Source organism: Kitasatospora sp. NPDC001175 (genome assembly GCF_053598215.1).
Map to the genome: position 1 here is coordinate 69,102 of NZ_JBSFJU010000008.1, position 12,817 is coordinate 81,918.

General features: G+C 70.6%; 11 protein-coding genes. 4 read left to right on the forward strand and 7 right to left on the reverse strand.

All coding sequences use genetic code 11. The annotated features are described in order from the left end of the window. Positions 1-10: 10 nt before the first annotated feature. A complete protein-coding gene (locus ACWDAK_RS08605; protein ID WP_344635314.1) occupies positions 11-529 on the forward strand; it encodes a hypothetical protein in 519 nt (172 codons plus the stop codon). A gap of 45 nt (positions 530-574) precedes the next feature. Here ACWDAK_RS08605 and ACWDAK_RS08610 read toward each other — a convergent pair whose 3' ends face one another. From ACWDAK_RS08610 to ACWDAK_RS08620, 3 genes are all read right to left on the reverse strand, one after another. Further along, entirely contained in the window at positions 575-1,402 is an 828-nt protein-coding gene (locus tag ACWDAK_RS08610; protein WP_344635315.1) for a CHAP domain-containing protein, read from the reverse strand. A 67-nt stretch (positions 1,403-1,469) separates the two neighbouring features. After that, complete coding sequence (locus ACWDAK_RS08615) at positions 1,470-2,360, reverse strand: peptidoglycan-binding domain-containing protein (RefSeq protein WP_344635316.1); 891 nt, start codon at positions 2,358-2,360, stop codon at positions 1,470-1,472. A gap of 345 nt (positions 2,361-2,705) precedes the next feature. Next, positions 2,706-3,140, reverse strand: coding sequence for a hypothetical protein (locus ACWDAK_RS08620; protein ID WP_344635317.1), 435 nt, complete (start codon positions 3,138-3,140; stop codon positions 2,706-2,708). Between the two features lie 293 nt (positions 3,141-3,433). Here ACWDAK_RS08620 and ACWDAK_RS08625 point away from each other — a divergent pair, with 293 nt between their 5' ends. Next, positions 3,434-3,583 (forward strand): hypothetical protein, encoded by a 150-nt coding sequence (locus ACWDAK_RS08625; protein ID WP_344635318.1) that lies wholly within the window; start codon positions 3,434-3,436, stop codon positions 3,581-3,583. Positions 3,584-3,620: 37 nt separating this feature from the next. Here ACWDAK_RS08625 and ACWDAK_RS08630 read toward each other — a convergent pair whose 3' ends face one another. The 3 genes from ACWDAK_RS08630 to ACWDAK_RS08640 all read right to left on the reverse strand — a co-directional run bounded on the left by ACWDAK_RS08630 (position 3,621) and on the right by ACWDAK_RS08640 (position 7,696). Next, positions 3,621-5,558 carry an AfsR/SARP family transcriptional regulator gene (locus tag ACWDAK_RS08630; protein ID WP_427394060.1) on the reverse strand — a complete coding sequence of 646 codons (1,938 nt, stop codon included), beginning with the start codon at positions 5,556-5,558 and terminating at the stop codon, positions 3,621-3,623. Between the two features lie 321 nt (positions 5,559-5,879). Beyond that, the gene (locus ACWDAK_RS08635) at positions 5,880-6,326 is read right to left on the reverse strand and encodes a hypothetical protein (RefSeq protein ID WP_344635320.1); all 447 of its coding nucleotides are present in this window, start codon (positions 6,324-6,326) and stop codon (positions 5,880-5,882) included. 71 nt (positions 6,327-6,397) lie between these two features. Then, complete coding sequence (locus ACWDAK_RS08640) at positions 6,398-7,696, reverse strand: hypothetical protein (RefSeq protein WP_427394061.1); 1,299 nt, start codon at positions 7,694-7,696, stop codon at positions 6,398-6,400. Positions 7,697-8,191: 495 nt separating this feature from the next. Here ACWDAK_RS08640 and ACWDAK_RS08645 point away from each other — a divergent pair, with 495 nt between their 5' ends. Next, positions 8,192-8,698, forward strand: a complete 507-nt coding sequence (locus ACWDAK_RS08645; RefSeq protein ID WP_344635322.1) for a hypothetical protein — start codon at positions 8,192-8,194, stop codon at positions 8,696-8,698. 224 nt (positions 8,699-8,922) lie between these two features. Then, the gene (locus ACWDAK_RS08650; RefSeq protein ID WP_344635323.1) at positions 8,923-9,345 is read left to right on the forward strand and encodes a hypothetical protein; all 423 of its coding nucleotides are present in this window, start codon (positions 8,923-8,925) and stop codon (positions 9,343-9,345) included. Positions 9,346-9,450: 105 nt separating this feature from the next. Here the strand turns inward: ACWDAK_RS08650 and ACWDAK_RS08655 are convergent, their stop codons facing one another. Beyond that, positions 9,451-12,297: an AfsR/SARP family transcriptional regulator gene (locus ACWDAK_RS08655; RefSeq protein WP_427394062.1), complete on the reverse strand. Its 2,847-nt coding sequence runs from the start codon at positions 12,295-12,297 to the stop codon at positions 9,451-9,453. Between the last annotated feature and the right edge of the window lie 520 nt (positions 12,298-12,817).

Below are 12,817 nucleotides of genomic sequence, written 5' to 3' on the forward strand. Positions count from 1 at the left end.
CCGCAAGCGCATGGCCACCCTGGTAGCGGTCCACGACGCCGAGCCCACCAAACGCGGCGTCGACGACATCATTACCGACCCCGCCCCCCACGGCGGCGACGGCCAGGACGAGGCGCGCGAACGCCGTCCCGGGCCCAAGGCCAGGGCCAAGTGGCTGACCGGCTCGGTCGACGACACCGCCGCCCAGGTCGTGACCGCCGCGTTTGACGAGGCCGAGCACCGCGACCCCACCCACCGCCGGCCCTGGGTCGTGCTCGTGGACGGCGCGCGCCACCAACTCGACCTCATCACCACGGAGGCCGAGCGCCGGGGCGTGACGGTGCACATCGTCAAAGCCTGGCGCGCGACACGCCACCGTCGCCGCCCGGTGCGTGTGGCGCGGAACCCAGGCGGCACGTCGAAGCCCCGTCGGACGAAGGCGACTTGGAGAGATCGCCTGTCCGACGGGGCTTCGATGCGTACCGCTGCGTTCGGCGCACATCGTCACACCGCCGTGACCTGCACACCCACAAGATCATCCCGGCTGTGAAGCTGACCTTGGCTCAGGTGTGCCGGGTGTCCTGCTGGTGGTTGGTCAGAAGTGGAGCATGTACTGGAATTCGAGATCTTCGCTGCTGACGTGGAGGTGGCTGCGGGTGCCGTAGGCGAGGTCGTGGTTCCAGTTGTATTCCTCGACGTCGAAGGAGCCGTCGGAGTAGACGGCGTTGACGTAGGCGACGTGGCCCTTCTTGTGGACGGTGTTGACGGCGATGGCACCGACGGTGGGGGTGGTGTTGACGGTGACGCCGGCACTGCGGGCGGCGCTGGCCCAGCTGTGGGCGTCGCCCCAGGTGACGCCGCCCCAGAAGTTGTTGAAGTCCGGGACACCGAGACGGCTGGCGATGCGGTACGCCGCGAAGGCGGTGCAGTTGTCGTCGGCGAAGCCGCGGCTGCGGTGGTCGAAGTCGTCGGTGGCGCTCTGGGAGCCAGTGCTGCTGCCGCCGCCGCCGAGGAACTGGTGAGAGGCGTTGTTGTTCTTCAGCGTGGAGTTGAGGTTGCCCTTTTCGCCGGGGGCGAAGTCCTGGCTGGCGCCGCCGAAGCCGCTGTTGAAGTAGACGCGGACGGTCTTGTCGGTGCGGTTCCACACCGACGCGGCGTTGTTCTTGACGCAGACACCCTGGCCGTTGCCGGCACCCTTGAATTCGTAGCAGCTCGGCTGGGTGGCTCCGAGGTCGCTCATGGAGCCGGTGAAGTCGGAGACCGAGCCGGCCTCGTTGCTGTTGTAGTAGTAGCAGAACTCTCCGTCGTCGCAGGATCCGTCGCGGGACGCGGCGAAGGCGGGGGCGGAGGTGGCGCCGATGAGGGGGACGGCCATGGCCAGTGCGGTGCCGGCGACGGCGAGCGTGGTGCGTATCTTCTTCAAGGCCTACTCTTTTCGTGACGTGTCATCAACGGGTTCTCTGGTCGTGCTCGGGTGGTACCGTGCGCGGTCAGTGGCTGCGCTGGTACTGCTCCCAGGTCTGGATGGGGATGCGGGGGCCGTCGTCGGCGCCGTGGTTGGCCAGGCCGTTGAGGCCGAGGTAGTAGTCACCGGTCTGGTTCTGGGCCTGGGTGGACAGATCGGTGTCGTTGATCGCCGCGGCGTGGATGTGCCACGGCCAGTCGCCCTGGGTGGGGTTGCGGACCCAGGCGGCGAATCCGACCTGGCGCAGTGCCTTGGCGACGGCGGTGCGGGTGGTGCTGGACATGCCGTCGACGTTGATGTCCACGACACCACCGCCGTCGTGGGTGCCCGCGGAGGTGGGATCGCCGCCGGGGTTGTAGGAGCCCTGGGACAGGGTGAGGCTGAAGCCCAGGAGGCGTTCGGCTTCGGTGAGCATGTTCTGGGTGCGGGTGTCGACGGTGTATCCGTCGCGCTGCAGGCGCGCGCCGGCCCTGATCTGGTGGGTGACGGTGTACCGGCCCTGCCCGAGCGCGGTGAGGGAGGTGACGCCGGGCAGTCCGTTGGCGTCCAGACCGGTGTAGCCGAGGGAGCGCTGGAAGGCGGCGTAGGCGGCGGTGGTGCTGGTGCCGAAGTAGCCGTCCACCCAGCGGGCGTCGAGGAAGCCACGGGCCTGCAGAGCCTGCTCGACGGCCAGGACCGAGTCATGGGCCCCCGGGGTCTGCGTGCTGTCGGGGCGTCGGGGATCGATCTGGGCAGCCAGGACGGTGGCTTCCATGTCCACCTCGGGCAGCGCGGTGGTGGTGGCCGCCGATACCTCGGCAGAGGACGGCGGGGTCGCCGCGTGGGCCTGTGCGGTGCTCAGCACCAGGCCGCTGAGGACGGCGACGGCCGCGAGCAGTCGGGTTGCGGCGTTGCGGGTCTTGATGGCGGATGCCATGTGGTGGTTCCTTCTGGTTCGGTGGAGGGATCGGCCCCGACCTCGTCCCGGTGTCGGGCAGCAGGCGGGTGAGGGCTCCGATGGAGGGCTCCCGACCGGGGCAGCGCTCAGCCGCACCGCCGGTCGGTGCGGCCGTCGCTGACGTGGTTGCTGCGCAGAAGGGCGGCGCCGGGGCAGGTGCACTTGCCGCTGCCCCGGCGCCGCCGGGCGACCGGTACAACTTCTGGTGACGGTTCGGGGGTCAGTACTGCTCGATGGACGTGACCGGCTTCGGGGAATCCGTCGGACAGTCAGCAGCAGCCGTTCGGGGACCCGGCGCCCCAGTGGTCGCCGTGGGCCGGACGGTCAGCAGCGTTCGTCGGTCTTGACGGCGATGTCGCCGGGGTAGGGCATGCCGTCGTTCCCGTTCCAGCCCAGGGCCTGGGTGCACTGCGACAGGGTGTCGGCGCCCAAGGACCACAGCTCCACCTCGTTGTGGCCGCACTGGGGGTCCTGGACGGAGTGTCCGCCGTTGGTGACGATGGCCGCGCACGCATCCCAGTCGCTGTGGGCGGAGCGGTAGCTCTGCCACACGTACAGGTAGGAGTAGTTCTTCCCGCAGCCCTTGTACTGCTTCACCGACGCCATCGTCTCCCCGCCGACGTTGAGGTAGGCGGTGCTGCCGATCTGCGTGACGCTGGAACAACCAGACGGAGTGGAGGCCTGAGCGGTCGCGGGAATCGCGACGAGCATCGGCACAGCAAGGGCCGTGACGGCAGCGATCTTCTTCAGGATGGACATGGCGAAACAACCTTCTTTCAGGAAACGGAAAGGGTGCAGATCCTTTGAGGGGCCGCCCCACGTCGCTGGCCTGCTGCGCTGAAGAAGCAGCCTGGTCGTGGACTCCCGGGACCCTGATTGGATGTGGTGCGGGATTCGACCGAACGCCATGGCGGGCATGTGCCGTGCTGGTCGTGCGGTCAGCGGTGCCAGCCTCTCGGGATCGGCTAACAGGCGCCTAACAGGCGCGTAACACGGGATTTGTGGCTGTGTCCGGCTGACGGCGCGACTCGGGTTGGACGAGGTGCCGGCCGATGGCCGGAGCGGATGCGGGGGGTGACCCGGCACTCCGCGCGCTACGAGCCGACGCCGACTTCGACACCTACTGGACCTGGCACGAGAAGCAGGAGTTCGCCCGCAACCACCAGGCCCGTTACCGCGACCACCTCACACTCGCGGCCTGATCAACAGCACCCTCATCAGATCTGCACCCATACTCGATCACAACCAAATACGCGCCCTAGCTGCGGGCACCGGCAGTACCCGGACCCGAGGATGGCCCTGCGGGTGGCTCAACTCGCGGGCGAAGGCGCGCAGTAGGGCGGGGCAGGAGTAGCTGCCGGGGGTGTCGGTGACCAGGAGATGGGCGTCCACGAGCCGTTCGAGCACCTCCTCCGCGACCAGCAGCGGCAGGTTCATGGCCCGGGCTGCCTGCGCGCTCGAGAACCGGCCGTCCGCGGCCGTGGCCAGCACCCGGAAGGCCCACGCGGCGCTCGGATCGAGTGCCCGGTAGCTGGCCGCCACCCGGGCCCTGAGGTCCAGGCTTCCCACCCGCAGTTCGTCGAGCAGCAGTTCGTCGGTCAGGCGGTCGGCGAGGTACCCGATGCTCCACGCGGGCCGCGCGCCGAGCCGGGCGGCGCAGATCCGCAGTGCCAGCGGGAGTCGACCGCAGGCGTCGACGATCCGGGCCACCGCCTGCGGTTCGGCCGCCACCCGGGGCGACCCGACCAGCCGGTGCATGAGCCGCTCGGCCTCCGGTACGGTCAGCACGTCCAGTCCGAGCGGCAGCGCCTCGAGCAGGTCGGGCAGCCGGTGGCGACTGGTGACCAGCGCCGCGCAGCCGGGGTCGCTCGGCAGCAGCGGGCGCAGCTGCGCAATGTCGCGGGCGTCGTCCAGCACCACCAGCACGCGGCGGCCGGTCAGCAGCGAGCGGTAGAGCGAGACGCGCTCGTCCAGGCCGACCGGTAGCCGCTCGGCGGGAACTCCCAGGGCGAGCAGGAAGGCGCCGAGCACGGCGGCGGGGGCGGCGGGCTGCTCGGCCGTGGCGTGGAGGTCGGCGCGGAGTGTGCCATCCGGGAACTCAGTCCGGACGGCGTGTGCGACCTGATCGGCGAGCGCGCTCTTGCCGACCCCGGGCTGGCCCGAGATCACCGCGACGAACGGTGCCAGGCGGTTCGCGGCGGTCAGCCGGTCGACGAGCAGGGACACCTGCTCCTCGCGGCCGGTGAATTCCGGCAGGGGCGACGGAAGCTGGCAGGGCGTCACGGCTACCGTCCCCGGGCCGGCGCTCACCCGCGCGGTCGCCGGCTCCCCGGCTGTCGGTTGCCCGGTCGCGGCCACGGACTCTCTGGCCGGCCTGGTCGCCGGCACGGAGACCGCGCTGATCGGCTCGGAGCGTGCCTTGGTCGGCCCGTACGGATCGGGCTCCCCGCGCAGGACTCGTCGGTGGATCTCGCGCAGTTCGCGGCCGGGCTCGACACCGATCTCCTCGACCAGCGTCTGCCGCATCCGCTGGTAGACGGTCAACGCCTCGCACTGCCGCCCGCCCCGGTACAGCGCCGTCATGAGCAGGCCCCAGAGCCGCTCTCGTTCCGGGTGCTCGGCCGTGCGCGCGCGCAGCTCGGCGATGAGAGCATCGGCGTCGCCGTTCAGGCACAGCCGCGCCTCGGTCCGCGCCTCCAAGGCGTCCAGGCGGGCCTCGGCCAGCCAGCGGGCCTCCTCGCGGTGCAGGACGTCCGAGGGGATGTCCTCCAACGCCGACCCCCGCCACAGCCCCAGGGCCTCGTCCAGCAGGGTGGCCGCGCGCTCGAAGTCCTGATGCCGCAGTGCCGAGACGCCCTGCTTCCGGAGCAGGGTGAACCGCTGGACGTCGAGCTCCTGGTCGTCGACGTCGATCAGGTAGCCGCCGGCGGTGGTCCGGATCCGCTTGCCCGACTCGCCCAGGGCGTTGCGCAGTCGCATCACGTAGTTGCGCAGGGCGGCGGACGCGCTCCGGGGCGGCTGTCCGTCCCAGACCGCCTCCGCCAGGAAATCCGCCGATGTCGGCTGCCCGTGCCGGATCAGGAGCGCCGCGAGAAGCGCACGTTGCCTGCGGCCGGGGACGGCGCGGGTCTGCCCGCCGTCGCGGACCAGCAGGGGCCCGAGAATCCCGAACTCCACTCGCCTGTTCTCCTCTGCCGTGGGTGGTGGAAGGCGACGGGCGCGCTTGGCGGCGCGCCCGTGACGATCAGTCACTCCTTACTAATGCGCCGACACGGTGTTAGGGCTGCGGAGATTGGTGATGGGTGATCAACTCCGGACAGCGCATTCATCCTGAACAAGCCGTCAGTAGGGGGCGTCGACTTTCCCGGACGGTGTCCGGACATCCGGACATCCGGACAGCCGGACAACCGGACAACGGACGGGCGGCCCGATGGGGCGGCCTGAGGAGACGGAAAGTGCCGGCCCCCGGCGGAGCCGGCACCGTGGGCACAGCAGCCGTCAGTCGTAGTGGCTCCAGTCGCTGGTCCACGAGGCACCCGCGTAGGAGCCGCCCCACCGCACGCAGACCTTCGGCGCGGCGAGCGTGACCGGGCCCGCGTAGTACGTGAAGCTGCCGGGGTTGCTCGCCGGGGTGCCGCCCTGCGCGGCCGGTGTCGCGTCCATCGCCACCTGGCCGGCGGGGTGGGTGGCCATGGTGGTGACGCAGTTCTGACCGGTGGCGCCGTTGAACAGCAGGTAGACCACCGCGCCGGGCAGGGCGTGCGAGTCGACCACGCCGAGGCCGCTGCCGCAGACCCCCGCCGGCGTGTACGGGTTGCCGCTGCCGGTGGCTACCGGCGTGGTGTAGCCGAGGCGGGGGACAGGGCACGGCGCGGCCGAGGGTGCCGTCGCTCGGCCGCGCCGCGCGGCCCACTCTTCGCGTAGCCCGTAACGTTCCTGTGCCATCCGGCGGGCCAGACCCGGTTCCCGAACGGTGAACCCCCGCCCTGCCGGGCGATGCTGTTACCTGGACGGTGCTACTTGGTGGGGTAGCGACAGGCGGTTTGCGCGGCCGCGCTCCGCTCGCCCTCGCCCAGTGGCACCGGCCGCGCTTGCGTGGGAACGGCGGCAGGCGGCAGGGCCAGGGCGTCCACCACGTCGGTGGGACCGTCACCACCCAGGCAGGCGACCGCGGCCAGCCGGATCGGGCCCTGATCGGCCGTCCGCTTGGCGAGGTGCCAGGGCACGGTGAACCCTTCGGGGCCGACGTCGGTCAGGCCGAGCTGGTGCCAGCGCGGCGCCGGTACCGCCTGACCGCTGTCGGAGAAGTACGCGGCGAACCCCACGATGCCGAGGTAGGAGCCGGTGGCGTGCAGGTCCAGGCCATCGGGATCGGTCGGATGTTGAGAGACCGTCAGAGAGATCGAAACGGGAGCCGGGAGCCCACCGGGGCAGACGTCCGGCTTCGAGCCTGCGGGCGGATTGCCGTGCACCGTGGCCGACGAGACCATCCCGCCGCCGCTCAGTTCGAACCACCGCGCGTCGGGTGTCCCGCCCGTGTAGTCCATCACGACGTCACCGATGCAGAAGCCGACGAAGTGGACCTTGCATCCGGGCGGGATATCGCCGATCACTGACGCGCCGCGGGTGGCGCCGCTGCGGACCCGCGTGTCCCCGGCGTAGGTCGTGCCGTGGAAGGTCGTCCCGCCGGCCGGGCTGGCCGGACAGCCTGACACGGCGTCCGTGTCCGTGCCGCCCGCCGCGCGCTGCCAGACCACGAGCAGGCCGGTCAGCCCCAGCACCAAGGCGAAGCCCAGGGCAGGCAGCCACGCCCGTGGCCACCACCAGCGCGGGCGCGGTGCGCTCGACTCCTCGCCGTCGACCGGCTCGGGTCCGAAGCCGTGCTCCGGCAGCGCGTCCACCACCGGGCCGCGCTCCTCGGCGCTCGCCTCGGTCGGCCCGATCACCGCCGAGACGATCCGGGGGCCTTGGACCCGCGACGGCTGAACCCGCGCATCGGGCTGATCCCGCGCACTGGGCCGGACCTGCGCATCGGCTCCAGCCGTGCCGGCGAGTCGGCGGTCGAGCGCGTACCAGCGCTTCTCCCAGAGCTTGACGTCGCCACGGCAAGCGCCGACGTACGCCAGCGTCACCTCGAGCGTGGGTTTGCGCATGCCACCGGCGGCATCGCTCAGCGTCGTGGCACTGAAACCCGCCGTCGCCGCGAGTGCCCGGTACGTCGGGTTGCCGGCCTCCTGCCGCAGACACCTCAGCTCGTACGCGAACGCCTGCAGCGGGCCGTCGTTGGGATCAAGAGGTCGTGGCCTACGGGACAAGGGCCACCTCGCCGCGGCCGACCGTGTGCGATTCGAACATTCCGGCATCCCCCCTGTGCTCTGCTGGTGCTCCGGTCGTGCCGAGCGCCGCAGCCGCCGCAACCCCCTGGCTCGGCGACGACGTGTCCCCTGTGATGATGGGCAGGCAGATTGTTACACGAGTTATCTACGACTGCGTCATGATTCGTTCGCGTCCGATCAGAACGCGACAGCACGACTGCCCGCCCTCCGAGTGGAGGCGGGCCTGCTGGGGTCGTATCAGCGCTGTATCCCGCGTGCGACGCGCGACCGGTGTGCGCGAGGGGCGCAGCAAGGGGCGATCCCCGGTATCGCGCCGGTCTGCTTCGTTCTGGCGGATCCAGTTCCAGCTCGCCTCCGTCGTGTGTGATCAACACATGAGTCAACTATGAGTGGCTGACGACACGATCAGTGCACTGCCCGGTTCGAGGCGCCATGCTCGGCCGAATCCCGCACCACATCCATTGAGGAGATCGCATGACGGCACGTCAGTTCCCGGGTTCACGTCTGAGGAAGGCCGGGCTGCGGGCCGCTGTGGTGGGCGCGGCGGCTCTCGTCGCAGTCGGTGTGTCCGGCACGGCGGCGATGGCGCAGGACGCCACGGCCGCCACCTTCACCCTCGCTCAGCCGGACTGGTACGCCAATACCAGCGTGTCCTCCTCCAGCGTCACGCTGGAGCTGTACAACGACGGCAACCTGGTGCTGCACACCATCAGCGACACCGACGGGGGGACCCGGCTGTGGGCCAGTGGCACCAGCGGCCGGGGCGTGACCCACGTGGACTGGTCGCGGTCCGGCTACGCCAAACTGCTGGACGCCTCCAACCACGTCGTGTGCACCCTCGGCAAGCTCAACCCCGCCCCGGGGGGAACGGTCCGGATCCAGGACGACGGCAACATGGTCTTCTACGACGGCAACGGCAACGCCACCTGGTCCACCAACACCTCCAACGGGCCGGGCAACCTCAACTACTGCTACACCTGAGCACCCGGTCCAGCCGCAGACCCGCGCGGCTGGGCCCTGCCCAGAGGCATCGGCGGCACAGCGTCCGCCCACCATCCAACCGTTCTGCCGCGCACCGGCGATGAGCAGCGAAGCGGCACGTCGAAGGGACACTTGTGATACTCAGTAAGCCCGGTGCCTCCAGGGCGCGCAGGCGCCTGGGGCGCGTCGCCATGGTGTGCGCCGCGGCCGCCGGTGCGCTCGCAATGACCGCCACTACTGCGATGGCCGATGCGTCGGTCGCGACGTTCACCCTCGCCCAGCCCGACTGGCAGGCCGGCGGCTCTGGGGCAGGCTCGAACAACCTTCTGACGGGACTGTACCTCCTGGCCGACGGCAATCTGGTGCTCTACGGCTATGACGGGGAGGACCAGTATCCGCTGTGGGCCTCGGGCACGAGCGGGAAGGGCGTGACGACCCTGGACTGGTCGAAGTCCGGATACGTCAAGCTGATGAACTCCTCCGGCCACATCGTCTGCACCATGGGAGCCCTGAACCCGGCGCCGGGCGGCCACGCCGAGATCAGGGACGACGGCAACTTCGTGTTCTACGACGTCAACGGGAACGCCACCTGGTCCACCGGCACCGCCGGTCACCACCGGGGCAACATGAACTACTGCTACACCTGATCGCACCTGGCCGGCCGCAGGACTCACGCGGTACGCGACGGGGTCCTCCTGTAGACCGGGAAGGCGGGACCGCCGCATCGCTGCGGCGGTCCCGCCCTCCCGGGCTCAACGTCCGGCGCGGTCATCGGCTCCGGGCTCGTCCGAGGGATCGAGCGACCGCAGTCCCGTGAGACTGTCGGTGATCACGCGTGCGGCGCCGATCTGACGGGCGAGTGCGAGAGCACGAGTCCAACTGTCCCTGGCCGCCTCCAGGTTCCCGGAGCCGGCGTGGGCCCGGGCGATCGTCTCAAGGGTGTCCGCCGTGCCGGAGTGGTCTTCGAGGTCTTCGGTGATGGTGAGCGCCTCGTCGAGCGCCGCGAGGGCCTCCTGTTGCCGCCCGAGGCACCGAAGGGTGTCGCCGAGGTTGATCAGGGTGGCAGCGACCGGCCCGGGGAGACGGTCGCGCCGGAACTCTTCCAGGACCCGCCGGTAGATGGGCTCTGCGGTGCCGGCGTGCCCGGCCTTCAGGTACAGGCCCGCAAGTCCGTGGAGAGCCATCATGTTGTCGCGGCCGGTGGCTTCTCGGTACAGATCGATCGAGCGCTCGGCGGCGTCGAAGGCTTCATCACGGCGCCCGAGTTCGTCGAGGAGCAGCGACTTGTTGCCCAGGACTGCGGCAAGGCCGCGCAGGTCTCCGTTGGAGCGGTGCAGTTCCTCTGCCGCGTTCAAGTGGGTCAGGCAGTCCTCGTACCGGCCGGTCAGGCCATGACTGGCGGCCAGCAGGTTGTGCAGGTCGGCCTCCGCCTTGCGGTTCTCGTGGGCGCGGGCAGTGGCGAGCGCGTCGGTGACGACGGCCTCCCAGTGGCCGTCCCACCAGTAGCTGTTCCCGTAGCCCCGCAGCATGGTGGCGATCGAGTAGGCGAAGTGGGGCAGGCCGTAGTCGCCGGCTCGCTGGACGACGCACCTGACGGCAGGCATCTCCCGGCGCAGCCAGGCCAGGGCGTGCTCAGCCGACGTGAGTTCGGGCAGCGGGGAGGAGGCAGGCGGCAGCTCGACCTCTGCCTCGCTTCCGTAAGCCCAGCAGAGCGAGTCGGCACGGTGGACGGCGGCCGTGTACCAAGTGAGCAGGCGGCCGACGGCGGCGTTCCGGGCCTCTGCGGTCTCCCGGGAGCGGGCGAGTTCGGCCGCGTACTCGGCCACCAGGTGGTGGAGCTGGTAGGTGTTCGCCGCCGGTGACTGGAGGATCTGGGCATCGACCAGAACATCGAGCAGGTCGAGCGCGACGTCGACCTGCTCGCCGAGGAGGGCCGCAGCGGCTTCGAGGGACAGCGGGTGGCCCGACCACAGTCCCAGGCGGTGGAAGGCGCGGGCGGCATCCACCTCCACCTGGCGGCCGCTGTCCAGCAGGGCCTGGTAGCTCATCGCGAACACGGTGCGCACCGAGGTGTCGTCGACGGAAAGGAGCTCGAGCCGACGAGGAGGATCGGCCAGCCGGTCGGCGATGACCTGCAGTGGCCAGTTGGGGCGGTTGGCGATGCGGGCCGCGGCGAGGCGCAGCGCCAGGGGCAGGCCGCCGCAGGCGGCGAGAATGCGCTGGGTGGCGTCGGGTTCAGCGGTGACCCGGTCCGGGCCGCAGACCGAGGCCAGCAGCTCATGCCCTTCCGACCCGAGCGGTTCCAGAGAGATGTGCGTGCCGTCGAGGCGGCCGACCAGGGCGCGACGGCTGGTCACGATCACGGCACACCGGCTGCCTCCGGGGATCAGCGGGGCGACCTGGGTGCTGTCGACGGCGTTGTCGAGGAGCAGGAGTACGCGGCGCTCAGCGAGGGTGGCCCGGAACAGGGCGGCCCGATCGTCGGCGTGGTCGGGCAAGTCCGGTCCGGGGATACCGAGATCGACGAGGAACCGTGCCAGTAGTTCCTGCGGCTCGCGAGGCGGCGAGGCGGCGAAGCCGTTGAGGTCGGCGTACAGCTGCCCGTCCGGGTAGTCGGCCCGCAGGGCGTCGGCCGCGTGTATGGCCAGGGCGGTCTTCCCGACACCGCCCATGCCGGAGATGACCACGGTCGCGGCGGTGTCGCCGCCGCCCCGGAGGCCGAGACCGCTCGGTGTTGCCAGCGCGGCGGTCACAAGCTCCAACTCGCGCCGGCGGCCGACGAATCCGCTGACGGGTCGCGGCAGCTGGGACGGAATGCCGGCGGGCCGACTCTCCCGCCCCGGGTGGCCTGCGGCGGATCGGTCCGCGGCGAGGAGAGTCTGGTAGGCGTCCTGCACGAGGCGGCCGGGGTCGACTCCGAGTTCCTCGGCGAGGGCCTCCCTCAGCGCCCGGTGGACCTCGAGGGCGTCAGCGGTGCGGCCGCTACCGTGCAGAGCCAGCATCAGTTGGCGGTGGAACGCCTCGTGCAGCGGGTAGTCGGCCGCGATCAGTGCCAGCTCGGCCCCCATCTCCTGGTGCCGGCCCAAATGGAGCCCGGCCTCGAAGCGGCACTCCAGAGCCTGCAGCCGCAGCTCCAGGAGACGGGCAGCCTCAGAACAGTCGATCAGAGCAGGCACGTCCGCGAACGGCCGGCCCCGCCACAGCGCCACCGCAGCATCCGACTCGGACTCGACCGCCGGCCAGTCCTGCCGCCGCTGAGCGGCCCGAGCCCGTTGGACATGGACAGCGAAGAGCTGACTGTCCAGTTCCGCGTCGCGAACCTCCAGCAGGTAGCCAGGCGCAATCGCCCGGAGCCGCTGAGCAAGCCGGGGCCCCAGACACCTGCGCAGCCCGGCGGAGTGGTTGTGCAACGAGGAGACAGCGGTCGGCGGCGGCTCGTCTCCCCACAGGACCTCTTGCAGCCGGTCGAGGGATACGACCTGGTTGGGCTGCAGCAGCAGGGCCCCCAAAAGCAGCCGCACCTTCGGGCCCGGGACGCTGCGCCGCTCTGGGCCGTCCCACACCGACAGAGGCCCGAGCAGCCCGAATCGAGTCTCCAAACCATCCCCCCAGGAGCGCCGGCAGCTCAGGTCCCATGTTGGTCTGAGCACAGACCACCCCCGCCCGATTATAGGCAGCCGCGAGACGGACCCAGGGATCGGCTCAGCGGCCGCTGAACTGCCGAAATCGACGCGCAGGCCAGCATGTGGGACCTCCGCGTTCACCCACGGCGAAGGGTCTGCCTGAAAGTTGGCTCATGCAGGATTCTCGTAACCGGCGAGTGCTTCAACGCGCCTCTGATGCTGCTGGGTTGACCGCGCGTGCCAGCGTGGTGGCGCCTGTCGCCGCGCTGGAGAAGTTGCTGCCGCAGGTGGCGGCGGTGCAGGTCGATCGGCGCCCATCGCACCCACCGCACCCACCGCGGTGAACGTCGCACCTTCCTCCGGGCCGGTCGTCGTCCGGTTTCCACCCGCAGTACCGTGGCGAGACGGAGTTGTTACACCGGTTCGCCACGCTGGCCGGGTGATCGGGCGCGCCAGGAAGGGCGCGGCCCTGTGGGCAAATCCGTGAAAGGACGCC

Bases quoted from the DNA above. Each gene is read 5' to 3' on its own strand.
- ACWDAK_RS08620 (WP_344635317.1), bottom strand. From the start codon at position 3,140: ATGTCCATCCTGAAGAAGATCGCTGCCGTCACGGCCCTTGCTGTGCCG.
- ACWDAK_RS08650 (WP_344635323.1), top strand. From the start codon at position 8,923: ATGACCGCCACTACTGCGATGGCCGATGCGTCGGTCGCGACGTTCACC.
- ACWDAK_RS08625 (WP_344635318.1), top strand. From the start codon at position 3,434: ATGGCCGGAGCGGATGCGGGGGGTGACCCGGCACTCCGCGCGCTACGA.
- ACWDAK_RS08635 (WP_344635320.1), bottom strand. From the start codon at position 6,326: ATGGCACAGGAACGTTACGGGCTACGCGAAGAGTGGGCCGCGCGGCGC.
- ACWDAK_RS08615 (WP_344635316.1), bottom strand. From the start codon at position 2,360: ATGGCATCCGCCATCAAGACCCGCAACGCCGCAACCCGACTGCTCGCG.
- ACWDAK_RS08605 (WP_344635314.1), top strand. From the start codon at position 11: ATGGCCACCCTGGTAGCGGTCCACGACGCCGAGCCCACCAAACGCGGC.
- ACWDAK_RS08645 (WP_344635322.1), top strand. From the start codon at position 8,192: ATGACGGCACGTCAGTTCCCGGGTTCACGTCTGAGGAAGGCCGGGCTG.